General features: G+C 52.2%; 16 protein-coding genes and 1 pseudogene. 7 read left to right on the forward strand and 10 right to left on the reverse strand.

Annotated elements, in window-relative coordinates:
• Positions 1–61: 61 nt before the first annotated feature.
• Positions 62–3,529: an ATP-binding protein gene (locus tag AC0IXH_RS02965; protein ID WP_471719926.1), complete on the reverse strand. Its 3,468-nt coding sequence runs from the start codon at positions 3,527–3,529 to the stop codon at positions 62–64.
• Positions 3,529–4,152 (reverse strand): response regulator, encoded by a 624-nt coding sequence (locus tag AC0IXH_RS02970; protein ID WP_471719927.1) that lies wholly within the window; start codon positions 4,150–4,152, stop codon positions 3,529–3,531. Before AC0IXH_RS02970 ends, AC0IXH_RS02965 begins: the two co-directional genes overlap by 1 nt.
• Before the next feature lie 206 nt (positions 4,153–4,358).
• Between AC0IXH_RS02970 and AC0IXH_RS02975 the strand changes: the two genes are divergently transcribed.
• Together AC0IXH_RS02975 and AC0IXH_RS02980 are read left to right on the forward strand one after the other, a co-directional pair.
• The gene (locus AC0IXH_RS02975; RefSeq protein WP_471719928.1) at positions 4,359–4,547 is read left to right on the forward strand and encodes a hypothetical protein; all 189 of its coding nucleotides are present in this window, start codon (positions 4,359–4,361) and stop codon (positions 4,545–4,547) included.
• A 29-nt stretch (positions 4,548–4,576) separates the two neighbouring features.
• Positions 4,577–11,587 (forward strand): autotransporter outer membrane beta-barrel domain-containing protein, encoded by a 7,011-nt coding sequence (locus tag AC0IXH_RS02980; RefSeq protein ID WP_471719929.1) that lies wholly within the window; start codon positions 4,577–4,579, stop codon positions 11,585–11,587.
• Between the two features lie 417 nt (positions 11,588–12,004).
• Here the strand turns inward: AC0IXH_RS02980 and AC0IXH_RS02985 are convergent.
• Positions 12,005–12,382: pseudogene (locus AC0IXH_RS02985) on the reverse strand (ISNCY family transposase); the annotation flags it as partial.
• Positions 12,383–12,510: 128 nt separating this feature from the next.
• On the opposite strand from AC0IXH_RS02985, the gene AC0IXH_RS02990 reads away from it, so the two are divergent.
• Entirely contained in the window at positions 12,511–13,149 is a 639-nt protein-coding gene (locus AC0IXH_RS02990; protein WP_471719930.1) for an NAD(P)H-dependent oxidoreductase, read from the forward strand.
• 141 nt (positions 13,150–13,290) lie between these two features.
• Here AC0IXH_RS02990 and AC0IXH_RS02995 read toward each other — a convergent pair whose 3' ends face one another.
• Positions 13,291–13,782 carry a DMT family transporter gene (locus tag AC0IXH_RS02995; protein WP_105759978.1) on the reverse strand — a complete coding sequence of 164 codons (492 nt, stop codon included), beginning with the start codon at positions 13,780–13,782 and terminating at the stop codon, positions 13,291–13,293.
• Positions 13,783–13,791: 9 nt separating this feature from the next.
• Positions 13,792–14,226 (reverse strand): DMT family transporter, encoded by a 435-nt coding sequence (locus AC0IXH_RS03000; protein WP_013202801.1) that lies wholly within the window; start codon positions 14,224–14,226, stop codon positions 13,792–13,794.
• A gap of 97 nt (positions 14,227–14,323) precedes the next feature.
• On the opposite strand from AC0IXH_RS03000, the gene AC0IXH_RS03005 reads away from it, so the two are divergent.
• On the forward strand, positions 14,324–15,259 hold the full coding sequence (locus tag AC0IXH_RS03005; protein WP_471719931.1) for a LysR family transcriptional regulator: 936 nt from the start codon (positions 14,324–14,326) through the stop codon (positions 15,257–15,259).
• 68 nt (positions 15,260–15,327) lie between these two features.
• Here AC0IXH_RS03005 and AC0IXH_RS03010 read toward each other — a convergent pair whose 3' ends face one another.
• Positions 15,328–16,542: an MFS transporter gene (locus tag AC0IXH_RS03010; RefSeq protein WP_471719932.1), complete on the reverse strand. Its 1,215-nt coding sequence runs from the start codon at positions 16,540–16,542 to the stop codon at positions 15,328–15,330.
• A gap of 111 nt (positions 16,543–16,653) precedes the next feature.
• Here AC0IXH_RS03010 and AC0IXH_RS03015 point away from each other — a divergent pair, with 111 nt between their 5' ends.
• Complete coding sequence (locus AC0IXH_RS03015) at positions 16,654–17,562, forward strand: LysR family transcriptional regulator (protein WP_013202798.1); 909 nt, start codon at positions 16,654–16,656, stop codon at positions 17,560–17,562.
• A gap of 149 nt (positions 17,563–17,711) precedes the next feature.
• The gene (locus AC0IXH_RS03020; protein WP_105759976.1) at positions 17,712–18,803 is read left to right on the forward strand and encodes a mechanosensitive ion channel family protein; all 1,092 of its coding nucleotides are present in this window, start codon (positions 17,712–17,714) and stop codon (positions 18,801–18,803) included.
• Positions 18,804–18,879: 76 nt separating this feature from the next.
• Here the strand turns inward: AC0IXH_RS03020 and AC0IXH_RS03025 are convergent, their stop codons facing one another.
• Positions 18,880–19,890, reverse strand: a complete 1,011-nt coding sequence (locus AC0IXH_RS03025; RefSeq protein WP_471719933.1) for an AI-2E family transporter — start codon at positions 19,888–19,890, stop codon at positions 18,880–18,882.
• Positions 19,891–20,040: 150 nt separating this feature from the next.
• On the opposite strand from AC0IXH_RS03025, the gene pagP reads away from it, so the two are divergent.
• Positions 20,041–20,598, forward strand: coding sequence for a lipid IV(A) palmitoyltransferase PagP (gene pagP / locus AC0IXH_RS03030; RefSeq protein ID WP_471719934.1), 558 nt, complete (start codon positions 20,041–20,043; stop codon positions 20,596–20,598).
• A gap of 2 nt (positions 20,599–20,600) precedes the next feature.
• Here pagP and AC0IXH_RS03035 read toward each other — a convergent pair whose 3' ends face one another.
• Genes AC0IXH_RS03035 through AC0IXH_RS03045 form a run of 3 tightly spaced genes read right to left on the reverse strand, consistent with a single transcriptional unit; the run spans position 20,601 to position 25,620 of the window.
• On the reverse strand, positions 20,601–21,566 hold the full coding sequence (locus tag AC0IXH_RS03035; protein WP_471719935.1) for an acyltransferase: 966 nt from the start codon (positions 21,564–21,566) through the stop codon (positions 20,601–20,603).
• Positions 21,563–24,625: an efflux RND transporter permease subunit gene (locus tag AC0IXH_RS03040; RefSeq protein ID WP_471719936.1), complete on the reverse strand. Its 3,063-nt coding sequence runs from the start codon at positions 24,623–24,625 to the stop codon at positions 21,563–21,565. The genes AC0IXH_RS03035 and AC0IXH_RS03040 overlap by 4 nt, the downstream gene beginning before the upstream one ends.
• Positions 24,625–25,620, reverse strand: a complete 996-nt coding sequence (locus AC0IXH_RS03045; protein WP_471721113.1) for an efflux RND transporter periplasmic adaptor subunit — start codon at positions 25,618–25,620, stop codon at positions 24,625–24,627. The genes AC0IXH_RS03040 and AC0IXH_RS03045 overlap by 1 nt, the downstream gene beginning before the upstream one ends.
• Positions 25,621–25,725 lie beyond the last annotated feature (105 nt).

Consider the following 25,725-nt stretch of genomic DNA (forward strand, 5'->3'; position numbering starts at 1 on the left):
TCAGGACATCGGACAGAAACAGCTATACCTGTAGGAACTGTCCTAGTTTAAGACGTTGAGATTACGAACGCATAAAGACATTTTCAAATTCATCAACTAAGGCTAGTGCCTTTCCAATATGATGAATGATTATCGAAGTATCTTCATCCACCTCAGCCAGCTCTTCGAGCATTGCACACTGCTCCCCGATTTCCTTGATTCCGCTAACCCTGAGTGTTCCGGCGATACGATGGAAAATACGGCGTGCAGAAGATAAATCGTTTTGCATTAGCGCATCTCGCGCGTGTCGGAGGTCTTGCCGGGTTTCTCTGATGGAAAGAGTAATAAACTCTCTCACGGCCTGGGGGCTGTCAGGTAAAAAAGCTGCCAGAGCCTCAAGATCAATCCACTCGCTCAGGTCCGTAACTTCATGGAGAGCATGTGGCTCAAAAGCAGCGATCGTTTCAGCCAGTAGGGAAAGTTCTACCGGCCTGAACAGGCAGGCATTCATGCCAGCAGCCAGGCAACGTTCTCTTTCCGTTTCCTGGGCATCCGCAGTGATGCCAATGATGAGTACATCCGGATCTTGCTTTCTGATGCTACGTGTCATTTCAAGACCATCCATCTCCGGCATATTGCAGTCTGTAAGGATGACATCGGGCCTGTCTTTTAGCCATGCCTCAAGTCCAGACCGCCCATTGTCTGCCAGGCTTGCGCTGTGTCCCATCAGGGCCACCTGCCGTGAAACGAGCAGGCGATTTGCTGGATGATCGTCAACGACCAGAATTCTGAGCGATGAATGCAGCCCAGGTAGAAAAACTGGTACCGAATCAATAACGCTGAGGGGCCTTGTTTCTACAGGAATATCCAGTTTAAAAACCGAGCCTTTTCCGGGTGCACTTTCAAGACTCAGTGTTCCGTTCATCAGCGCCGTGAGTTCTCGGCAGATAGCCAGTCCCAGTCCGCTTCCCCCTGAAGCCGAGTCGCCTGCCTGTTCAAAGGGCATAAACATACGCTTCTGGTCATTTTCGGGTATGCCCGGACCGGTATCCCGCACCAGGATTTGCATTCTGCCTCTGCTCTCTGATGGGAGCGTAACAGATATACTAATCTCTCCCTGCTGAGTGAATTTGACAGCATTCCCCGTAAGATTTCCTATTATTTGCCTGAGCCGATTGTCATCAGAAAATACTTCTCTGTCATGTTCTGGAAGGGCAAGGCTCATGAGCAATCCTTTTTGATGAGCCAGCCCACTGAAAGTTTCAACGACCGCGTTAGCGATAGTTGAAACGCGACACCAGCGCGGCTGAAGCGTCACTTTGTCTGATTCGATGCGTGCAATATCAAGAATATCACCAATTAACGCCAGAAGGCTCTGGGACGATTCGTGCGCAACACGAATGAGTTCTGCATCGACGCGTTTTTCCTGCACCTGCAACTCAAGCAGGCCGATAATTGCGCTCAGAGGCGTACGAATCTCGTGACTCATCGTCGCCAGAAATCGGCTCTTTGTCTGGCTGGCACGTTCAGCCTCTGCCCGGGCGGTGCTTAACTGAGCCTGCATGCTGAGATAGTCAGTGACGTCCTGCCACCCACCAATAAAACCGCCAGTTGTCCCGTCGTCTTCCTGGAAACTGGTCATCCAGTGGCGGATTTGCCTCACGCACCCGGATGAATCTTTAAGAGTAAACTCAGACTCCAGTGGCTCGCCCCCGGTGGGCGGCATTATCATGCATTCCTTCCAGACCGCATAAAGTGGGTGTCGACTGTCAAATAAAGATAACGCCCGATTTGAGGAGGGGTAGTCGCTCAGATGTTTTTCGAATGCAGGATTGTAATGGATGATTTGTCCATCAGGGGTGGCCACATAGACTGGGCGGGGCGGGCCATTTATCAGCCTGTCTCGAAACAGGATTTCCTGACGTAATAAAGTCTGAGCCCGCTGAGTTCGTTTAACCTGCCGCCGCAGAACGCCGGCCCATACTGCGGCAATAAGGATAAGCGCGACTGCGCCAGCTGCCCCACTGTAAAACTCACTGCGATAAACCTTCCAGGTATCGAAGCGCGCTGCAGGCGTAGCCTGCCAGTGAGACAGTATACTAGTCACCATCTCTGCTGGAACTGAGCCAAGCGTTTTGTTGAGTATACTCTGTAATTCCGGATCAACCCTTCTGACCCCAAAGACAATTGCCGCCTCCGGTAGAGGTAAATCCTGCTGCAGTTTCAGCCTGTCCTGATAAAGACCCTGCTGAAGATATCGGGCACTGATAAGCGTGTTCAGCGTGGCGTCTACTTTTCCTTCAGCGACCCACTGCATTGCAAGTCCTGGATTACCGGTCAGCGTTACCTTAGCTTCGGGAAAGGTATTTCTGAACCACTCTGTTGCCTGCTGAGTAGGAATAAGTGCCACGTTAAGGATGTCATTTTGTGACTCTTTACTGCTGCGGGTCACCATCACCATAGGCGTAAACATAAAGGGAGTCGTCAGCAGGATGTCCCGGCTTCTTTCCGGGCTCCATATCAGCGGCGCGGTCATGGCTGCATTTTCGCTGTTAAGTGCGTCCGGAAGTTTCGAACTGTCGCCAATATCAGAATAGCGAAACCGCATGCCTGTTTTAAGACTCACGAGCGAAAGCAATTCGGGTCCAATCCCCGTATATTGCCCACCCGGACCCTTCATGAAGAACGGTGGGTTAAAACTTGAGGCCACGACGGTGACGGTGGGGTGATTTTCAAGCCAGATGCGTTCATCAGACGTCAGATTTAAAGGTTCAGATATGAAGCGAATGAGATTGCCCTGATCCCAGCGAGAGGCAATGATCTCACCAGCCTGACTTGAGCGCAGATTAGAGGTGGCTTTCTGAAGCACCTCATCTAAAACAGACTTAGGTCCACTCGTAACAAATTTATAAGCTGTCATCGGCTGAGATGAAAGACGTTTTATCTCAAGGGAATTAACGTAGTTACGTTCTTTAATATAATACGCTTCACCAGCCGGCAATGTGACCGACTGAACCTTACCCTGATCAAGCGCAGCAAGCAATCTGCCAGGCGAGTCACTGGAGACAGTACTTGTATTACTCACCGGGGATAACTCATTGGTGCTTCGTCGTATGACCTCAATGGGGTACGCTTCTGCCACATTGACGCTAGTAACTGACGGATAGTGCGATGGAAGTTCATCTCCGGCAGGGCTGAATACAACGTCAGTGGCGTCCTCACCAAGAGAGAAATAGGCTTGCTCTGCATTATCAAAATGAACGATGCGAAGCGTAAGGCCTAGGCTACGTGCCAGAGCCGATGAGAAATCAGGGATATACCCGGTAACGCGTCCTCCAGCATCAACCCGCGTCAATGGCGGTCTGGAACGACCGTAAAGCGCCAGCGTGAGTTCGCGCTTTTGTCCTAACCAGCGCCATTGAGAATCTGTGAGTGTGGGAGCATTCACCCCGGGAAGAGCATCAGGGACGTAACTGAGATTTTCAGGGGCGGAAATGCCACTTAGCGGATATAAGAATGCAGCGAATATCCATAACCGTTTTGGACGCATCAGGAGATATTATTCCTGCGGGTAAAGTCGAGTAATTCACGTTGATTCTTCAGTCCCAGCTTGTCCATCAGGCGAGCCTTGTAGGTGCTGACGGTCTTATTGCTGATTTGCATACGTGATGCAATGGAAATGATCTCTATCCCCTCCGCCAGAAGCTTCAGCACTTCAAATTCGCGTTTCGACAAGAGCCGCAGTTGCTCAGAGTCTGAGGCTGTGAGCGTTTGTTCGTAAGGCTCGTGCATACGCAAAGGAAAATAACCGTAGCCAGAAAATACGGCGCTGACAGCATTGGAAAGATCAGACAGATTATTCTGTTTACTGATAAAACCGTTTGCACCCGCCTTCATGCTGAGCTGCGTGTAGTAATCGGGATTTTTGCCGCTCATGACGATGACGGGGATTTTTACACCCGCAGAGCGCAGTAAGGTAATCGCCTCGATACCATTGATGCCGGGCAGATCAATGTCCATCACCAGTGCTTCTGCACGGTGATTCCTGACCAGAGCCACTACCTCTGAACCGTTATCGGTTTCTGCTACAACGAGGTGGCCTTCTTTTTCTAGAAGCATACGAATGGCCAGTCTGGCAAGTGGATGGTCGTCAACAACAATAAACGCAGCCATATGAACCCTGAGTATTCAGATAATAGTTAATAATATGTTGCTACGAAAAAGGTTGCAAAATTATTTTGTAGTCCCGATCCTACATTGTTACTCCATTTATCCTGACTCTAATTCCTGAAGAAAAATAAATAAGAATAAAAATATGAGAATGTAGTCCCTGGCTTACAGCATGTCTCTTTCTGTCTGATATTTGCAATGATTAAAAAATGACACACTTACTGTCAGATGTGCTCACACCTGCGCTGAGCCACAAAGACAGTGAGAAAATCATGAAGGCAATTACTAGTTTCATTGAAAGTAATCATCTCCTCAGGCCTGCCGCCTGGCTTTTTGTAACTGCATTTTCCCTCGGTGCCTGGTTTATGGCTGGCGTAATCATTCAGATCATATTCTGATTTCAATCTAATATCGCGAATCAAACATTATGAATAAGATATTTAAAGTAAAGTGGAATTCTTCCCTGCAACGTTTTGATGTCACCTCGGAATTAACCAAGGGAAAAAGAAAGTCATCTAAAAGCGGAACTAAGTATTCAAGTTTTATGCTCAGAAACACAGGCGTGTTATCGCTGACCGCACTGGCAATGGCAATGGCATTTTTCATGCCGTCCCAGGCTGCGGATATTTCTCTGGACGTTTTTGACTCTAAAGATGGCGGCCATATTCAGACCATTTTCGGGAATGACAATCTGCTGTCGGCAGACTGGAGTAAAATTGCCAGTGGAGATAGGGGATTTAACATCCTAAAACTGTCGGTACTGGCCGGAATGGGAAAACTATCTGGTAGTGGTGCCAGCTATGTTAACAATGGTGGCTACATCGGTTTAGGCCAGCAGGCAGGGTATGACTATATCGACCCTGTAACGGGTAATAGCGCTACTTTTTCGGCGTATCAAAATGACCAGGTACGGATGGTCGATCTGGCAAATCAGTATTACAGCTATCATTATGCCGTGGGTGCAGACGGGCAATACGTTGACCGCAACCTGATTCAAATCGGTACCGGTTCGAGTCTGGATGTAAGCGTCGGTAATAGCTCAGACAGTGACTGGTTCAACAATAAAGATAATCAGATCACCTTGTTTATGAAAGGTAAAAACAGCACGTCATCCGTATTTTTAGCAAATGGAGGGACGCTGAATTACAAAAGCAAGACGGTAGCACACCTTGGGAATATAAGCAGTTATGCCAAAAACAACTCCGACCCCGCCTTGGCATTTCTGGCAGGATTCACTGGAACTTTCGATAGTGCCATTGGTGTGCAAACCGTTGAAAATATTGAGGATCTGAAAAGCTATAATTCTGCGTTAATTCAGGCAGTAAAAGACGGATTATTATCTCCGGGATCGTATGATTCGGAATTTAAGAAAGCTTATGACTCATCAGGTGTTAAACATATTTACGTTGACGAAACAGTGCCAGATGATGATGCAACACGCTTTGTCATTGACCCAACCCGAGTAGCTTACATTTTAGGCAGTGCTGGCACTATTAATATCGATTCTGATGCATCCATTCAGGCATATAACACCGATATATCGGTTGTTAGGCTGACTAACGCGTCAACACTGAATAACTATGGCAATCTGGGGACATTTGCAAACTCCAGTGCGGGTTCGTTGGTCGTGTCTGCACGCGAGAACTCTGTAGTCAATAATTATGGGGTTATTGATGCAGGGACAAACGCTGAAATGAGTGCTTATAAGAATAGCTCTGGCAATCCGATTGGCACTCCTTTTACAGGACATAATAATGCCGTTGCCGCCAGTACAGGTAGTACAATTAATAATGACGGGGTGATTAATCTAGCGCCCAGCGGAGCCTATGTGAGTAACATAGGTGTGCAGCTATTCAATGATGCGATTTTGAATAACAGTGGCAGCATCAATATTTCAGCTGTTGAGCGTAAAGTAACAACAACTTACCCAACTTACAGTATGGGTGTTTTGCTTGAAGACAGCTCTGCGTTCAGTAACAGTGGAGAGGTTTATCTTGGCCGTCAGGCACAACACAGTACCGGCGACGCGACGACAGATATCGTGGCTAACTCACCAAATAATCAGCTGGTACTGGCGCGTGGATTTTCAACATTCACCAATCAGAACGGCGGTACGCTGACACTGGGCAGTAAAACACAGGGGGCCTTTGGTGTCATTGTTCAGGGGCCCGCTGCTCGTGCTATCAACCACGGTGAAATTCTCATCAAAGGCGCAGCAGACGGCGTGGCCGGACAGCCTCCCCTGCAAAATGTTGGCATGAAAGGTTTCGCCAGCGCGGGCGCCGCAGGCGGCTCAGTACTGAATGCCGCTGACGGTAACATCACCCTGGACGGTATTAACGCTGTCGCCATGATGGCGAGTTCTGTCAGCACAGACAGTGGAACGACCACGGTGCGCAACGACGGATTGATTAATATTCTGCGGGGAATAGATGCTGTTACCAAAACCGCAAACTACGGTTTATGGGCTGACGGCGCGAGGGCAGTAGCCACCAATGCCGGTACCATTGAGCTGAAGGGTGATGGTGCCATCGGCGCCCATGCGCGTAATGGTGGAACCATTGAAGTAGACAATGCCGGCGTAATTAATTTTGATGGCGTGAGTCAGACCGGCTATTACGTACTGGGTGCGGGCTCTAAAGTGGTCGATAACAGCACCGGTACGCAAAATGTTACGACCGATGGATCGACGCTGTATCGTATCGACGGCGGTGCAAGCTTTAATGGCACCGGTAGCGCATCCGCTGTAGAAAGCAGCGGTAAAAATTCGACGGCTCTGCTGGTAACCAGTAATGCCCAGGCAAGTGAGCTTAACACCGGTAATATGTCCATCGCAGCCAGCGGTGAAGGCGCAACGGGTATCAAGGTGATGGGCAATGCCCAGGGCACACTGGCTAAGGAAACTACACTTTCAATAAGCGGTGCCAGCAGCACGGCAGGTATTGTAGACGGCAGTTATTCAGATATTACCGGCAACGGCGATCCCGCTTATCGCGGCAATGCAAGGCTGACCAGCTATGCGACGCTCGATAGCACCGTAGCCACAGCGCCAAATGCTATCGGCTATATTGCCCGCAATGGCGGCACCCTAGATCACCGTGGTGACATTAACTTCGCCACGGCGAATACCACGGGCGTCCTGGTGGATGGCGGCACGCTGGTTAACAGCGGCGATATCAAGGTAAATGGAGTTGCCGTTAATATTCAGGGGCCGGCTTCAACCATTTCTAATACTGGCAATATCGAAGCCTCAAATGGCGAAGCTGCGATTAAGGTCGGTAACGGTGCGAATCTGGCCCTTGATGGCCGAGGGGTGGTGAAAGCCAGCGGCAGCGCTCATGGCATTCTGCTGGACACCGGTGCTACTGGCCTGAGGGTGAAAGATGCCAGCATTGAGATGAACCCGGTAGGCAATGGTAATGCCATCGAAAACAAAGCAGAAATTGCGGGCATCAAACTTGATAACACGCAGATAACCGTTGATAACGGGGCAGGCGTTCGCACGGCCGCCAGCATGGCCAGTGAAAACAGTGGAAAGATTACCGTTGACGGTAGCGGCTCTGGCTTGCTGATCCAGAATGCTGATGGTTCAACAGCTGACAGTGCCCTTGATATGTCAAACTCACGTAACCTAGTCATTGATGTCAACCATGCGGACGGCAGCGGTATCGCCACGAATATTAAAGGCGACGTGAAGTCCGGTGCAAGCGTCAACATCAATGATGCTGCTGGCGGACCTGCTCTGAAAGTTGGCGGAACGAGTGCTGTGGTTGAGCAGAGCGGACGCCTAGTGTCAAAATCCACCACTAACCCGGTAGTCGACGTGAATAATGATTACGTGGGTAGCTTTATTAACCGTGGGGACATTATCGCCAACTCAGCTGCACAGGTTGCGCTGGAAATTACCAGCGGTCTGTCAGGCGTTCACTTTGTGAATGCTCAAGGCGGCAACATTGTTGGTCAGGTAAATCTTACTACCGCACACGACCACACTGTGGATTTACAGCATGGCAGTACCGCTACGGATATCACCAGCTCGAGCGGTAATGACAGCTATAACCTGGTCAACATTGATGTCACCGACGGCAATTTGTTTGACTCTCTGGATGCAGGCGCGGGCGATGACAAACTCAATCTGCGTAACAGTCAACTGACACTGGCGCAAACAGGGAAAACAATCACAGGCTTTGAACAGGTCAATCTGGAAAACAGCTCAATTCTGACGCTGAATGATACTCTTGTGCCCTTAGGCGATTCCGCTGATGACGCCTCAGGTACCGGTTTTAATATTGCTCATGGCAGCACTCTGATACTGAAGCAAAGCGCTGGCACACGATTTAACAGTCACATCAACGGCGCAGGGACGATTGCAGCCAGCACGGCGGGTAACGCTTTTGATTTTACCGCCAATAATTCCAGCAACACCTTTACCGGTACGCTGGCTCTGACCGACAGCACTTTTGCACTTGATGGACTGAATACTCAGGCCCTTGCTCAGGCTACCCTGCTGGCAGGCGCGGACAGCCGTGTGACAGTAGCAGACGGCGTGCAACAGATTGGTGGTCTGAATTTTGACGGTGGCACAGTAGTATTCAATACCGGTACACCTGGCGATACCGTGGCAAAAGGCGTGGTGCAAACCTCAGTATTAATGGATATTAGCGGGCGCGGTACCGTAGAAATTAATTCTGGTTCGGTCACCAACCACCACGTGTTGCCACCTCAAACCGTTTCATTACTGGAACAGGATGAAGGTGATCAGGCCATCAAACTGGCAGGTAGCGCGCTTCCGGTGCAGGGCTCTGGCGGTAACCTGGAACTGCGCGATATCAGCGGAAATCTGATTACCGACCAACTGAATACCAACATTCTGCAAGATGGAAACGTGGTAGCCAATGCCACTTACGACTATCGTCTGACCAGCGGGCAGGCCGATGACGGATTGTATGTTACCTATGGCCTGACCCAGTTGGAGTTGTTGACTCAGGGGAATGATGCGCTGGTGCTTAATGCCTTCGGTAAAAGCAGTAATTCAGCTGACATGAGCGCGAAACTGACAGGCTCGGGCGACCTGGCAATTGACACAGGAGCAAAGCAAACCGTCTCACTGTCGAACATGGATAACAGTTACAGCGGCAAAACCGATGTCCGTAGCGGCACTCTGCTGATGAACAATGACAATGTGCTGGGGCAAACGTCAGAGCTGGCATTGGCAGCCAACACAAGCTTTGATATGAACGGCTACAGCCAGACCGTCGGCGCGTTAAACACGTCGGAAGGGGCTGTCGCGAATCTAAACGGCGGGATGCTGAGCATCACTCACGGCGGTTCAGTTAATGGCAACCTGCAAGGCAGTGGTGCTTTGAATGTGAATGGTGGCACGTTAACAGTCAATGGCAATAATGCCGGTCTTGCAGCAACGACCTCGATTGCCTCTGGTGCGGACGTGCAGTTGAACAATACCAGCGGTCTGGGTAGTGGCAATATTGTTAACGAAGGATTGTTGGCCCTTAAAAACGCGGCGGGCGCGCTGTTAAACAACCTGAGCGGTTCAGGTGAGACCGATATCGCGCAAAACAGCGATGTTGTGCTTCTGGGCGAAAACAGTAATTTCACGGGTAAATTCAACGTTGAAAACGGTTCCGAACTGACGGCTTCCGCTCAAACGAGTCTGGGTTCCGCTAACATCGCCAATGAAGGATCGCTGAATCTTATCAGCAGCGACAGTTGGTTGCTAAACAACACCATTACCGGCAGCGGTCAGTTAAACCAGAATGGTGCAGGTGTGGTGACACTCAGCCAGCAGGCGGCGCAGTACACTGGTGATACGCAAGTAAATGCGGGCGGCTTGCAGCTTGGTAGCGCAAATAATAACGTCACGCTGGCTTCAGCCAACCTGAACATTGCCAGAGGGGCAGTTGCCGGTGGTTTTGGGGGTACATCAGGCAATGTTAGCAACAGCGGCACGCTGCAGTTAGGTGAAATCAACCCCGTCACGAAGGCAGTCAAAGATACAGTGCGTTTCAACGTCGGCGGCAATCTTGCCAACAGCGGAAACATCATTGTAGGTGGTGCAGGCGCAGCGGCAGGCAATAAGTTGCATATTGCAGGCAATTATAGCGGTCATGACGGTCACATTACTCTGAACACCGCCTTAGGTGATGATAATTCGGTCACCGATAAAATGATCGTTGCAGGTGATACCAGTGGTACAACCCGCGTAAGCGTCAATAATGCCGGAGGGAGCGGTGCCAAAACCATCAACGGTATTGAAGTTATCAGTGTTGGTGGCAAATCGGACGGTGAGTTTGTGAAGGACGGCCGTATCGTCGCTGGGGCCTATGATTACAACCTGGTACGTGGCGAAAGTTCCAACAGCAACAACTGGTATCTGACGAACGTGCTCAGTGGTGTGGTTGACCCTGGTGAAGGTGGTGGTGATGGCAATAAAGAGGAAGTTATCAAAATTTATCGCCCGGAATCTGCCGCCTACTCAGCTAATATGGCTGCGGCAAATAACCTGTTCAACACGCGTTTGCATGATCGTTTGGGTGAGACTCACTATGTTGATGCGCTGACTGGCGAAGAGAAAGTGACCAGCATGTGGCTGCGTAACGTCGGTGGCCACACCCGTTCCAGTGACAGTAGCGGTCAGATGAAAACGCAGGCCAATCGCTATGTGATGCAGATAGGCGGTGATATTGCGCAATGGACAACGGATGGTGCCAACCGTTATCACCTCGGTGTAATGGCCGGTTATGCTAACCAGCAGAGCAATAGCCGTAACCATCTTTCTGTTCAGAAAGCGGATAGCAGCATCAATGGTTACAGCACAGGTATCTACGCGACCTGGTTACAGGACAACGAGGAGAAATCCGGTGCTTACCTTGACAGCTGGGCGCAGTACAGCTGGTTTAACAACACCGTGAAAGGCGATTCACTGGCAGCGGAGTCTTACAAATCGAAAGGGATTACCGCGTCGCTTGAGACCGGATATACCTGGAAAATTGGCGAGAAGAACGAGCGTGAAAGCTACTTTGTGCAGCCTCAGGCGCAGATCACCTGGATGGGCGTGCAGGCGGATGAGATTCGCGAGCAGAATGGCACTCGCGTGAAAGGAACCGGCGATGGCAACATTCAAACCCGCTTGGGTGCGCGTGCCTTTATCAAAGGCCATAGCATTATTGATAACGGCAAAGATCGTATATTCCAGCCGTTTATCGAGGCGAACTGGATTTATAATACACAGGAATTTGGCAGCGAACTCAACGGTGTTAAAGTCACCCAGAAAGGCACGCGCAACCTGGGCGAAGTGAAAGTCGGTGTTGAGGGTCAGATCACAAAAAATGTTAACCTGTGGGGCAATATCGGTCAGCAGATGGGTGACAAAGGTTACTCCGATACCAGCGCCTTGTTGGGGGTAAAAGTAAACTTCTGATTTGAATGACCATAATGTATAAGTAGGTTTAAATGCTGGTTACTAAGGTAACCAGTATTTTTTTTGGATTTTACTGGGCTTTTATCCGCAACTTTCGCATCTTATAAAAAAAGTCGCAACACGCGATTAGCCGGACGCTGCCTCATGCTTCTGCCGCTTTAAGGCGGCTATGACATCACCTTGTTAACGAATATGCGACGGAAAAAGTTTATACGCATTAGCTAACTGCGAACGTCCGTTGTTCGCTCTTAGCAGCCATCGGCCATTACAAATGAGATATACCCATAACGTTCTAATTGTACGCACCGCTAAAACAAGCTGGCGGTTTTTCTGACGAATAACCGGTAAAAAGGGTAACAAACCACCCGAAAACCCGCCAGAAACGCACAGGCAGAATTTTACGCCACTGCATGACAAATCAGCCTTCTTTCTGGGTGACTTCGGTGGTTTAACAGGGGTCATACTTTGCGTTCTGCGTGTATTCCACGGATGATCGGCTGCCGGTTTAGCATATAACTTCGAACGCAGGTCGAAACGCGCATTCTCAACCCGCCCATGAACACTCTTCTCGTCATCAAGAGGTAAGGGCTCAGGCCCATCGACATATTTCTCACAGCCAGGTTCCCGGCTGTCGTGCAACACCGTAATCTCTCCCTGAAAATTCTCTCAAACCGTGACGAGCGGATTCCTGAGTCGGTAACCCAGCCCTTCTGCGCGGATTTGATACACGCACGTTTTGTACTGGAACGTCAGATTCCTGGACAACATAAGGCGGGCCTGACAGGAGAGAATGTAATTCCGCATAGTCTTAATATGCCTCGATTTGCTCTACGCCTTCCGCCTGAATTGTCGTTAGACTGGGGGCGATACAAAGGCTTATAAGCTGCACACCACCCTCAACTCTTTCGCGATGGATAAGATTAATGACCAAGATCACTGAGTTTCTTAACTGGCGTTACGCAACCAAAAAATACGATCCGGCGAAGAAAATCCCGGCCGACAACCTGGAACATATCCTTGAAGCCGTGCGCTTAACCGCGACCTCCAGCGGCCTGCAACCTTTTGAATTGCTGGTGGTGACCAACGCGGAAATTCGCGAAAAAATCAAAGCGGTCAGCTGGAATCAGGCGCAGGTCACCGACTGCTCTCATCTGCTGGTCTTCGCTGCCTGGGACGACATCACCGCCGATCGCGTCAATATGATGTTCGATCTCACCAATGACGTGCGCAACTCGACCAACGAAGGCTGGGAAAACTATCGTCAGATGCTGCTGGGCATTGTGGCGGAACGCGGTCAGGAAGCCAACTATCAGGCCGCAGCCCGCCAGGCCTATATTGGTCTGGGTTCCGCACTGATTGCCGCCGCTGAACAGCAGGTTGATGCCACCCCGATGGAAGGATTTGATCCGGCGGCAGTGGATGAGATTTTGGGCCTGAGCGCCAAAAATCTGCGCAGCGTAATTATTTTACCGCTGGGCTACCGTTCCGACGAAGGTGACTGGCTGGTTAACCTGAAGAAAGTGCGCCGTGCTCGCGAGAACTTTATTACCGAGATTAAGTAGGTTTAACAGCGATTGCGCTGGACTGACTAAGGCTCCGAAAGGAGCCTTTTTGTTTTTCGACCGATGTGGATTGAGCCGGTTTAACCTTGGCCAGCCAGCCAGCCAGCCAGCCAGCCAGCCAGCCAGCCAGCCAGCCAGCATTCAGCTGCGCGCCGAGGCCTGCTTGACGTTTTTTTCCGCCGGTGTGGTTTTGGTCTTACTGCTGGAATAAATAAAGAACAGCGCGATCCCCAGGCAAACCACCGCGCCAAGACGCGTCACCGAGAAGTGAATCGCCTCATTGCCTAACCAGCCGAAGTTATCAATCAGCATGCTCATCGCCAGCTGACCAAAGATCACCGCCACTGTGGCAACCGCCGAACCAATTCGCTGCACTGCCAGCACCATAATCACGATGTACGGAACGCCACAGAGTGCGCCCAGCAGCTGCCATTTCGGCACGTCCATCAAGGTCAGGGCTTGTTTAGGTTCGAAGAAGAAAATCAGCAGGGCGGTGACCAGTGCGCCAATCGAGAAGGTCAGAAACGCGCTGCGAAATACGCCGACGTTGCTGCCCAGCTTGCCGCCAATCGCCGCCTGCATGCTGAGGACTGCGCCACCGACGACCGCCAGAATAATCATTAAAATGTTCATAAAATCACCTTAGCCTTTTGCCACAAGGAACAATGCCGCAACAATAAAAATCAGCGCGATAATGCGCTTGCTGTCAATTTTACGGTGGGCGGTGCCAAACAGACCGTAATGGTCAATCACCAGGCTTTTGAACACCTGTCCGGCGAGGATGCCAATCATGGTCATCGCAATGCCGATAATGGGCACGGCAACCGTCAGAATGACCACATAGATCGGCCCGAGGATACCCCCCACCAGCGTCCATGATGGCTGAGTAAAGAATGACGGGCTGTTGCGGGGACTAAAGAACAGCATCAACAGGAAGGTCAGCGCCGCACCGACGCCAAAAATGCTGAAGGTGGCCCATAAGTCACCGACTTCGCTCCCCAGCGGCCCTAATAAGCCGGCCTCAACGGATAATCCCATCCCGCCAGCGACGACGAGTAATATAAATAAAAGCGGCATTGAACAGTCTCCAGTGGTGTAGGGGGAGCATCCTATAGCAGCGCGGCATAATGAAAAACGGTATAATTCAGGAAACACCTTTGCAGGAATCAGGATAATGTACGACCCAGGCGCGATAAATTTCCGCACGCTGCTCTTTTTTATCGGTGTGTTCGATGAGCAGAGTTTTTCGGCTGTCGCCAGGCGGGAAGGAGTCTCTGCATCGATGATCTCCCGTGTGATCCTGCAACTGGAGGACACGCTCGGGCAGCAGCTTTTCTATCGCAATACCCGCGCGGTGATCCCCACCGAAGCGGGAAGGCTGTTCATTGACTATGCCAGGGCGATGACCGAGCAGCTGAGTGAAGCCCGTACCGAGATGCTCGATCGTTCGTTGGAACCTTCCGGCCTGATCAGGATTAATGCGCCGGTATTTTTTGGCCAGCGTCATATCGCGCCCTGGCTGACAGAACTGTCGAACCGCTATCCGCGCCTGCAAATTGAGCTGACCCAGACCGATGACTATATCGATCCTCACCGGGATGCGGCGGACGTGATTTTCAGGATTGGCACCCTGACCGATTCCTCTTTCCATGCGCGCGTGTTTGGCACCCAGCATTATCATCTGGTTGCCTCGCCGGAGTATGTAGAAAAGCACGGACAGCCGGCTTCGCCTGCGGAGTTGAGTGAGCACAAATGCCTTGTGTACCGCGGCTTCTCTGGCCCCAATCGCTGGTTATTCAGAAAACCCGGAGGCCGCTGGACGCACTTTCCCGTTAACGGCTTGCTGACGTCCAATAACGCCGAATCCTTGCTGACCAGCGCGCTTGCCGGGATGGGGATGGTGCTGTTTCCCGACTGGCTCATCGGTGACAGCCTGAAAAAAGGGGCGCTGGTCCGGGTGATGGAAAAATATCAGGGCGCGAGTAAAACCGAGCCGCAGCATGTTGCCGCCATCTATCCCAACGTGCGGCATCCACCGTTAAATGTGCGGGCGGTGATTGATTACTACGTTGAGGTTTTCGGCACGCCGCTTTACTGGCAGTTTGAATGAGGCGGATAACATGTCAACTTCTGCCCGGATTCAGATCACGGTCGGAATTTTCAGCCTGCAAACGGCGTTCACCCCGTTTTTTTTGCGCGCAATTCGGTCAAAAACACCAGAAGCATCACCAGGGCTAATCCGGCTCCCACCGTGGCGGTGGTGACCCATCCGCCATGAAAATAGGTCAATGAACCCAACGCCGAACCCGCCGCACCGCAGATAAAGATAACCGTCATATAGACCGCGTTTAACCGACCCCGCGCTTCGGCATCCAGGCTCTGGATGGCGCGCTGACCGAAAACCTGATTGGCCTGGGTGGCAGCGTCAAGAATAATCGCGGCGAAGACCAGGATCATCAATGACGCTATCGCCTGTCCCCAACCGCTGATAAGCAGCGCCAACCCTGCGCAGCCAATCACCACGCCGGTGCCGATTTTTGAACCGCCCCGGTCGGCGATTTTACCGGCTACCGGTGCCGAAAGTGCACCTGCTGCGCCGGCCAGGGCAAAGGCGGCAATCCCCGACTGTCCAAGACCAAAACGCAGGTGCAGCATCGCCGGCGCGGCGGTCCAGAACATATTAAATATGCCGAACATCGTCCCCTGATAGGCTGCCCGACGTTGCAGCGTTCGCGACGTTGCCAGCAGGGTAAGCATCGAACGCAGCGTGGACATATAATTCCGCTTCGGTTGAGGATGCCACTGCGGTAATGCGCGCGCCATAAGGATAAAGGTGCTCAGCATCACCGCCGCCGAGAAGATAAATATCGCCCGCCATCCCCAATGTCCGGCCAAAAAGCTGGCCAGCGGACGAGAGAGCATAATGCCGGACACCAGCCCGAACATGATGTTACCGATGATTTTACCGCGCTGACCTTCAGGCGAAAGATGAACGGCAAGCGGCACCAGAACCTGGCTGCCTACGGTAGAAATTCCCAGTAAGAATGAGGCGATCACCAACGCAGTGGCGCTTGAACTGGCCGCAACGCCAATCAGGCTCAGAATGGTGCCCGCCGTGGTGATCAATACCAGTCGGCGGTTTTCCACCAGGTCGGCCAGGCAAACCAAAAAAAACAGGCCGATGCCATAACCCAACTGGGTGGTGGTGACAATCAGCCCGGCCAGGCTTGCCGGCAGATGCAGGCTGCTGGCTATCAGACCCGCAATCGACTGCGAATAGTACACATTGGCCGTGGTGGCACCGCAGGCAAAAGCAAACAGGATAACGTTGGCTGTCGTCAGGCTGGCTATCTCAGGCGCGGCGTTTCGGTTCTGCGGCGGTTGTGTGGTCAAAATGTATCCCTGGTTCAGCGAAGATGTTTAGCGAGAAGGGGGAGTTTACGCCTTGTGGAAATTATTGATAAGTGATGCAATAACGAATATATCTTTCGGGAATGTCGAAGAATGCTAGAAAACCTTAAATTGTTTTTGATGATCCTGGAAAAGGGCAGTTTGTCAGCCGCCGGTCGTGAGCTGGGACTTTCACCGGCATCCGTTTCTGAACGTCTGATGATGCTCGAGTCGTATTACAAGGCCACTTTTCTGACGCGTACCACACGCTCACTGAGTCTGACTGACGAAGGAAGGATGTTTGCCGAGGGGGCACGACGGCTGCTGGCCGAAGCTGATGAGCTTGAAAGCCGCATCAGATCGGGCACGCAAAAAATATCCGGGCCGATCAAAATTACGGCACCGGTGGATCTGGGGCAAACCCGCGTAGTGCCGATCCTCGACCGTTTCCTTGTTCAGCATCCCGCTGTCACCATCGATCTGAATCTCACCGATAGCTTTGTCGATCTGGCGAGTCAGGGAATAGATTTTGCCATCCGCTATGGTAAGTTTTCTAACTCCACGCTGAAGGCCAGAGCGATTGGTGATAACCGACGTCTGGTCTGTGGTTCACCTGAGTATTTGCAGCGGCGGGGAACCCCACTGCATCCCGACGACCTGAACCAGCATGACTGCATCATGATGCGCTTTATGCAGGGGATTGATCGGGTCTGGTCTTTTCAGGTCGATGGCGCGCCCTATGCCGTTTCGGTCAACGGGCAGCGCACCACCAATAATGGCCAGTTAATTAAACAGTGGGCGCTACAGGGGCAGGGGCTGTGCAAAAAGTCCATCTGGGATGTTGAGGCCGACCTTGTCGCAGGTCGACTGGTCGAGGTGCTGGCCGATTACGCGCTTCCGCCGACTGCATTGCATATCGTTTATCCTCCCTCCCGCGTGCAGCCGCGCCGGGTGACAAAGCTGATTGATGTTATCGCTGAGGAATTAGCGATGGCTCCGGCGGCGGACGCCAGCGTGACCTGAGCATCGTCACCCCGCTGGTGAACTAATCCGATTAAACGTCATCTTAAATTTCAGTGATTTGCATTTATGCTAACCTTAAATTATCGGTTACTTTTGGCTTTTTTTGAAAAGCCCGTTAACGACATTTTTTCACAGGGTAAGGGAACTGAATGCTAACGATTTTCGGTGAGTTATCGGGTGCGCCAGTATGGGTGCCTGCGGTATTGCTCGTCATTCTTTCACTCGCGCTGGGATTTCTGGCCCGCTTTATCCTTCTCCGGTTCATCCGCTACTGGCAAAGCCGCGACCGGAAACTGTTCAAATCACTGGAAAAGCATCTTCGTGGATCGATGTTTCTGTTTATTCCCCTGCTGATGATCAACGTCGGGGTGAATTACATTACCATCCAGCCGGAATCACTGGGCTTTATCACCGCCACCCTTAACGTCTTCATTATCCTGTCTTTTTGTTCCATTTTAATTCGACTGACCAACGTGGCGCAGGACATGCTGTTTATCCGCTACGACATTAATCTTTCGAATAATCTTCGTGCGCGTAAAATTCGCACGCAGATTATGTATGTCAAAAAAGTGGCGATGGTCCTGCTGGTGTCATTCTGCCTGACCCTGATTTTACTCAGTTTCCCTGCCGTGCGAAAATTCGGCACCACCATCCTGGCCGGTGCCGGAGTCGCGGGTATCATCATTGGTTTTGCCCTGCAAAAGTCGCTGATCAATCTGTTTGCCGGCATTCAGATCGCCTTTACCCAACCGATTAAAATTGATGATGCGGTGGTGGTTGAAAATGAATGGGGCTGGATCGAAGAGATAAACCTGACCTATGTGGTGGTGCGTATCTGGGATTTGCGCCGCCTGGTGTTGCCGATTACCTACTTTACCGAAAATCCTTTCCAGAACTGGACGCGTAATAACGCCCAGATATTAGGCTCGGTGTTCCTGTATCTCGACTATTCCATGCCCTTAGAGCCACTGCGCCAGCATTTTGAAAAAATCCTCGGCGAAACCAAACTGTGGGATCAGGAAACCAAGGTGCTGCAGGTGACCGATACTACCGACAAAACCATGACCATCAGAATGTTGATGACCGCACAGAATTCTCCCACGGCCTTCGATCTTCGCTGCTACGTGCGGGAAAGAATGATTGAGTTTGTGCAGCAGAATTATCCGCAAAGCCTGCCGCAGGTGAGAGCAACGCTGACCGATTCGGGGATTGAGAAGCCGAAGGATCAGCCGTCACTCTGAAAATTAACCGGGTGACAGACCGGGCGGTAAGCGGGTTCAGAAGCCATCAGCTGAGGACGCCATCACGCTCCGGCAATCAGGCGCTGTCAGGCGCTTGTCGCAACGCCAGCCAAACTCTGGTCAGCAAAAAGGTCAGGGGGATCGCCAGAATCGCCCCGGTGATCCCGAGCAACGACTGCCAGAATAAAAATGACAGCAGTTGAACGGTGAGTGACAAATTCAGCCGCCTGCCGAGCATCAGCGGCTCCAGGACAGAACTCAAAAACAGATTCAACACCACAAAGAATCCCACGGTGAGCAGGCTGGTTTGCGTATCGGACAGGATAAAGATCTGCACTACCGGCGGGATGGCGGCGAGAAACGAGCCGAGGACCGGCACGTAGTTGAAGATAAACATCAGCAGACCCCACAGGAAGGCTAGCTTCAACCCCAGCAAATGGGCGGCGGCCCAGACAATCAATCCGCCGAGCAGGCCGGTCAGGGTTTTCACCTGCGCGTAAACAATCACGCTTTGAATGCCTTCTTCCAGCGCGGTAAACAGGCGCGAATGACGTTCTTTGGCGCGCAGGAAGGTTTTAAACATCGGCAGCTCATACAGCATAAACAGCAGCATCAGAAAGACCATCAGCCACCATGAAAGCATGCCGGGGATCAGCGAAAGCTGGGTAGCGATAAAACGCACAATGGCGCTGCCATCAATCAAATTCAGCATTTCTTCGTAGGTAAACACAATGCCCATCTGGCCAGGCAAATGCGCCAGCGTTTGTAACCTTTCCGCCGCCAGAGCGGGCATCTGGCGGCTGAGCTGCAGCAAATCTGGCGTGGCGGCACTCAGTGACATAATGATAATCACGATCAGCAGCAGCAGGATCATAATCACCAGCAGGGAGGAGATAATACGCGGAACCCGGCGCTTTTCGAGGCGGCTAATAAGCGGATCCAGCATGATTGCCAGAAACATCGCCAGCAGCACCTGATTGATCAGCGGTGCGGCGAGATGCAAGCCAATTAATACCAGCGTCAGGCAAGCCAGCAGAAATAATCCCCGGGCAAAGGGCGTGAAAGAGTCTAACCAACCTGTGAACATCGGTACCCATTCTCCTCGACACAAATGGAACAGGGCAGGCCAGAAATGCCGCCCCGGATAAACAACTATAATACTTACCAGCGGCTCACGGACGGTCAACTCTCGCGTTACACCTGTTTATGCATCAGTTAATTTAACAGAGGAAAAACTATGCGCAGTCTTACTGTGGCGTTGTCTGTGTGCCTGATGTTATTTATCGATCCCGCCTTCGCCAGTAATAGCGTCAGCGACGGCTGGGAATGGTTGAAAGATGATGTTTCCCAGACATGGGAACAGCCTGAATACCACGATCTCTATTTGCCTTTTATTAGCTGGCACGCCCGGTTTGCTTACGACAAAGACAAAACTGACAACTATAACGAAACGCCATGGGGCGGCGGCATCGGCGTATCGCGCTTTACCGCAGAAGGTAACTGGAGTGCGCTCTATGCCATGGCGTTTAAGGATTCCCATAATGAATGGCAACCGATGGTGGGTTACGGCTGGGAAAAGGGCTGGTATCTGGATCAGCAGCACGATTTTCGGCTGGGTTTAGGCTTAACCGCCGGGATCACCGCGCGCGATGATTTCGCCAATTATGTGCCGCTGCCGCTGGTTCTTCCGCTTTTCTCCGCCGGCTATAAACGGTTAACCCTGCAATTCACCTACATTCCCGGCACCTATAATAATGGCAACGTGCTTTTCGCCTGGCTGCGTTATGGCTTCTGACCTTACAGCGTGATGACGTTTTTCACCCACGCGATAGAGAGCATTAACCTCGACAGTAGGACCGAGGCGATAAAGGTCACCACCATAAGCATCAGTTTGGTGGCCAGTGAGGTAATCGGAATAAGCACGCTTAACAGATGGAAGACGGAGTAGTGCAGGATATACACCCCGGTCATGGTTTTGCTGATCGCCGCCAGAAAGGATTCTTTTACCGCGGCATTGCGCTGAAAACGCACCTGACTGGCGGCGATGACCAGTACCACCACCAGCAGATAAATTTGTGAACCGGTGAGAATAAAGGCATTGCGGTCGGCTTTAAATAAGGCAAAGAAAAAGTGCTGCTCATAGAACCAAGTAAAGAGGTAAACAAAGGGCAAGGCGATTGCCGCACTCCGCGCCACCTTTTTACGTTCCATCCAGTTAGCAATGAACGGATCGCACAATAGCTGGCCGGTTAAATAAAACAGCAGCCAGGTCCAGAGCCGGTATTGCGGTTCCAGACTGAAGAATCGCGGGTCAGGCGTCAGAACATACATCAGGTCATAGCCATACGAAAACAGCAGCAGCGCCATTACCAGCGCCAGGAATATTAACCGGTGCTGGCTGAGCCAGTTTAACAGCGGGTGGAAACTGTAGATGATAATAAAAGAGCAGATAAACCACGGCTGAATAAGGTAACCCCGCTGATAGGGCTCCCACAGATAGTAAACCGTCATCCAGAACAGAAACACGATCACCACATTTCGAATCTTGCCCAATTGCCAGCGTAAATCCTGCTTTGATTGCGCATCCATAATGCCGGCAACCACAAAAAATAACGGTGTGGCGATGGTGGATATAAACGTCAGAAAGGGCAGGATCCAGTGGTAATCATAATCGTAACGGTCCCAGGTGTTATACAGGGTGAAAAAGGTCACCGCCGTCATACATCCCAGCGTTTTAATCACGTTCAGCCCGGTGATATTCATGGGGCGTTCGCGGCACGCTGGCGATGGAAGCAGGCGTAAATCACCGGCAGTACCAACAGGGTCAGTATGGTCGCAAAGCCCAGACCAAACATAATCACCACCGCCATGCTCTGGAAAAAGACATCGCGCAGCAGCGGAGCCAGCCCCAGCACGGTGGTGAAGGCCGTCAGCAATATCGGGCGCAGACGCGAGGTGGCCGCGCTGATAATCGCCTCCTCCTGCGCTTTTAGTTGCTTCTGCTGTTCAATCTCGTCGATAAGCACAATGCCGTTGCGGATCAACATCCCGCTCAGGCTGAGCAGGCCAATTAGGGCCATAAAGCCGAATGGGATACCGGTGATTAAGAATCCCGGCGTCACGCCGATCAGCGCCAGCGGCACCGTCAGCCAGATGGCAATGGCGTTTTTCAACGAACTGAACATCAGCACGGTAATCACGAACATCACCAGATAACCCAGCGGCAATGAGGTAAACACCCCTTGCTGCGCTTCACTGGAGCTTTCGGCATCGCCACCCCATTCAATCTGGTAGCCCTGCGGCAGCGCGATGCGATCGATTTTCGGCTTCACGCGCGCCAGGATATCACCGGACGTGTCCTGACTGAGCGGATTCGGGTCGGTCTGGACGGTGAGCACCCGGCTGCGATCGCGCCGCAAAATCAGCGGATCTTCCCATTCAAGCCTGAACGCGCTAACCACGTTACTGAGCGGAATATAGTGTTGCTGGCTTTGGCTCCAGACCAGCACATTGTTGAGATGGTTCGCGTCCTGACGTTCGTGGGTGGGCGGGCGGACAATCACCGGCAGCAGATCCGCCCCTTCACGATACAGCCCGACGCGACTGCCGGAAAAATTCATCTGCAGTGCGCTATCAATTTCCTGTTTGTCCACGCCCAGCTCGCGCCCGAGCGCCGGATTATATTGCGGGCGAATAACTTTGCTGCGGTTCTGCCAGTCATTGCGCACGCTGTCGGTTGCCGGGTCGTTGGCCAGGACGTCGCTCACCTGGCTGGCAATCAGGCGCATTTTGTCGGGATCGGTGCCTTTGATTCGCACTTCAATGGCGCTGCCACCGGACGGACCAAACATCACCCGTTTGGTGCTGGCATTGACCTGCGGATACTGTTGGGCGATATAGGCATCAATACGCCGCGACAGGGTGGAAATACTGCGTTGATCGTCCATGCGCACCATAATCTGCGCATAGTTGCTGTACTGACGCTGCCCATTGTAGGTAAGGATAAAGCGCATACTGCCCTGACCAATGGTAGTTACCGTTGAGATCACGCCTTTCTGTCCGGCGATCGATTTTTCAATATCGCCGGTTATGTTCTCAGTCGCGTTGATGTCAGTGCCGTAGGGCATCCACAGATCGACAAAGAAAATGGGCGTATTCGCCGACGGAAAGAAGTTCTGTCGTACGGAACCGAATCCCCAAACCGCGCCCGCCAGCAGCACCACCATCAGCGACAGCGTGAGCGTCTTTTGCGTTAACAGAGCGCGCAGGGCGCGCTGATAAAGACGGTAAAAACCGCCAGTATGGGGAGTAACCTCTGCTGATGCCTTTGCCGTCGCCTTCGCGCTAAACAACCACCACTTGATCAGCACGGGCGTAATGGTCAGGGCAGAAACCCAGCTTAGCAGCAGGGAAATTAACAGCACCTGGAACAGCGATTTGCAGTATTCGCCGGTGGAATCCTGCGATAGCCCGATAGGGGCAAAAGCCAGAATGGCGATAATGGTGGCGCCCAACAGCGGGAAAGCCGTGCGGCGGATAACGAAATTCAGGGTCGATGCGAGCGACGTATTTTGCTGGCGGGCGAGCAGCACACCTTCGACAATCACAATGGCATTATCGACCAGCATGCTGAGGGCGATGATCAGCGCGCCCAGCGAGATACGCTGCAACTCAATACCGCACAGATACATGATTAGCAGCGTACCGAGCACATTTAGCGCCAGTGAAAGCGCGATGATAATGCCGCTGCGCATGCCCATAAAAATCAGCAGCACGCCGACCACAATCGCCAGCGCCATCAGGAAATTGGTAATGAAGCCATTGACCGAATGCGCCACTTCCGCCGCCTGGTCATAAAACACGTTAAGCTGAATGCCCGCCGGTTTTTCCGCAGACATTTGCTGCAGCCGGGCTTCCAGCGCTTTGCCCACATCGATGACGTTGACGCCGGGGATAAACGACACCCCCATAGTCACCGCCTGGCGTCCGTTAGTGTGATAAATGCTGGAGGGCGATTCACTGAGTCCGCGCGACAGCGTGGCGATATCGCGCAATCGGGTGGTGGCCGGCGCACCGACCGGACTGACCAGCAACTCGCCCAATTCGTCGATATTCTGAAACTCGCCGGTCGGATGCAGGCGAATGCTTTCCGTTCCGGAGGTGATTTCACCTGCGCTGGAGACCACATTCAGGCGGCTGAGCACGCCCGAAAGCTGAGTGAGGGTGATGCCGCGTGCGGCCATCATCGTCAGGGAAACATCGACATTAATTTGCTGCGGGATCGCTCCGCCAATCGCCACTTTGCCAACCCCCGGCACCAGCACCAGCTCGCGGCGTAACTGTTCGGCGTACTGAACCAGCTCCGGATTACTGAAGCTGTCGCCAGAAATGGCAAAGAAAAAACCAAACACGTCCCCAAAATCATCATTTACAAAAGGCGGGGCGACGCCGGAAGGAAAGAAGCGCGATGCATCACCGACCCGGCGGCGCATTTCATCCCAGATTTGGGGCAATTCATTCGAGTGATAGCGCGAGGCAATATTCACCGTAATTTGCGACAGGCCGTTGGAGGAGATCGAACTGACATTGTCCAGATAGGGAAGTTGCTGTAGCGCATTCTCCAGCGGCAAGGTGACTTCCTCTTCCACCTGCTGGGCGGAGGCACCGGGGTATTGCGTCAGGACAACCGCGGTTTTAATGGTAAAGGCGGGATCCTCAAGACGGCCAATATTGAGCAGGGCGAAAATGCCGCCGATTCCCAATAACAGAATGGCCAGCCAGACGCGAATGGGGTTATCGATAAACTGCCGGGAGAGATCCATTACAGCCCCCGCTCACGCGTCCAGATACGCACCGGCTGGCGGGCATGCAACTCATTTACTCCGGCGGCGACCACACGTTCTCCCGCATGGAGTCCGGCGGTGATCACCACACCCTGAGTGGTAACCTCACCGACGCTGACTTTACGATCTTCCAGCACCAGCTGGTTATCGGCTTCCAGTACCACCCAGACATGGGCGTCATTACGCTGGCTGTTATCCGGATTGAATACCGCTTCGACCGGCACCACTAACGATGCCTGACCGACGTTGGCCGGCAGATTGGAGAGATTAATGCTGACCGTGCCACTGACGCCGCCCACCGCAGGGAAATCAGCGGGGCGTGGCATCGTCAAAATAACCTGCCAGGTCAGGGAACCGCTGCTACTGCTGCCGGTGTGTTCTTTATAATCGGCCTGAAACTCCCGGTCGGGCAGGCTATTGATGCGCACCCGCGGGCGATAAGCCATATTGCGCATATCCAGCGCGGTAAACAGGTTTTCAGGAACGTTAAACACCACGTCGAGCAGGTCGCTGCGGGTCAGAATAGCTACCACCTGACCCGCAGCGACGACCTGATGATTTCGCACGTTTACCAAGGCTGCCACTCCACTAAACGGTGCGGTCAGCGTCATCTGACTTAACTCTTCACGGGCGATCTTCAACGCGGCATTCGCCGCATCCCGGTTTGCACGCTGAATGTCCATATCCGCCTGGGAAACCGCCTGTCGGCCAGAAAGCATTTGGTAACGGGCAAACTGGCGCTGAGCAAGGGTTGCGGCAGTTTGCCGTTCATTGACGCGCTGCTGCGCTTCGCGCGCGGTCAGCCTCGCAAGTGTCTGGCCCTGCTCAACGCGAGCTCCCTGACGAAGTTCGAGTGATTCAATCTGCCCGGCGCGTTTAAACGACAGTTCGGTCGAGTCGCCGGACTCGATCCGCGCCGGAAAGAGGCGTTGTTGCGTTTCGCCGGACGCAATAACCTCGACAACTTTAACCATGCGTGGCAGTGGGGCAGGTTGCGGTTTTTTCTGATCGCAAGCGGTTGTTATAAAAATAATAATGGCAACCACGAAAAAATATTTAGTCACTGTTTCACCCTCAGC

It is taken from the genome of Erwinia sp. AC075 (assembly GCF_979253995.1).

Bases quoted from the DNA above. Each gene is read 5' to 3' on its own strand.
- AC0IXH_RS03000 (WP_013202801.1), bottom strand. From the start codon at position 14,226: ATGCCGCTTTTATTTATATTACTCGTCGTCGCTGGCGGGATGGGATTA.
- AC0IXH_RS03025 (WP_471719933.1), bottom strand. From the start codon at position 19,890: ATGTTCACAGGTTGGTTAGACTCTTTCACGCCCTTTGCCCGGGGATTA.
- AC0IXH_RS03015 (WP_013202798.1), top strand. From the start codon at position 16,654: ATGCTAGAAAACCTTAAATTGTTTTTGATGATCCTGGAAAAGGGCAGT.
- AC0IXH_RS03020 (WP_105759976.1), top strand. From the start codon at position 17,712: ATGCTAACGATTTTCGGTGAGTTATCGGGTGCGCCAGTATGGGTGCCT.
- pagP (WP_471719934.1), top strand. From the start codon at position 20,041: ATGCGCAGTCTTACTGTGGCGTTGTCTGTGTGCCTGATGTTATTTATC.
- AC0IXH_RS02990 (WP_471719930.1), top strand. From the start codon at position 12,511: ATGACCAAGATCACTGAGTTTCTTAACTGGCGTTACGCAACCAAAAAA.
- AC0IXH_RS02975 (WP_471719928.1), top strand. From the start codon at position 4,359: ATGACACACTTACTGTCAGATGTGCTCACACCTGCGCTGAGCCACAAA.
- AC0IXH_RS02970 (WP_471719927.1), bottom strand. From the start codon at position 4,152: ATGGCTGCGTTTATTGTTGTTGACGACCATCCACTTGCCAGACTGGCC.
- AC0IXH_RS03045 (WP_471721113.1), bottom strand. From the start codon at position 25,620: ATGGTTAAAGTTGTCGAGGTTATTGCGTCCGGCGAAACGCAACAACGC.
- AC0IXH_RS03005 (WP_471719931.1), top strand. From the start codon at position 14,324: ATGTACGACCCAGGCGCGATAAATTTCCGCACGCTGCTCTTTTTTATC.
- AC0IXH_RS02995 (WP_105759978.1), bottom strand. From the start codon at position 13,782: ATGAACATTTTAATGATTATTCTGGCGGTCGTCGGTGGCGCAGTCCTC.
- AC0IXH_RS03040 (WP_471719936.1), bottom strand. From the start codon at position 24,625: ATGGATCTCTCCCGGCAGTTTATCGATAACCCCATTCGCGTCTGGCTG.
- AC0IXH_RS02980 (WP_471719929.1), top strand. From the start codon at position 4,577: ATGAATAAGATATTTAAAGTAAAGTGGAATTCTTCCCTGCAACGTTTT.
- AC0IXH_RS03035 (WP_471719935.1), bottom strand. From the start codon at position 21,566: ATGAATATCACCGGGCTGAACGTGATTAAAACGCTGGGATGTATGACG.
- AC0IXH_RS02965 (WP_471719926.1), bottom strand. From the start codon at position 3,529: ATGCGTCCAAAACGGTTATGGATATTCGCTGCATTCTTATATCCGCTA.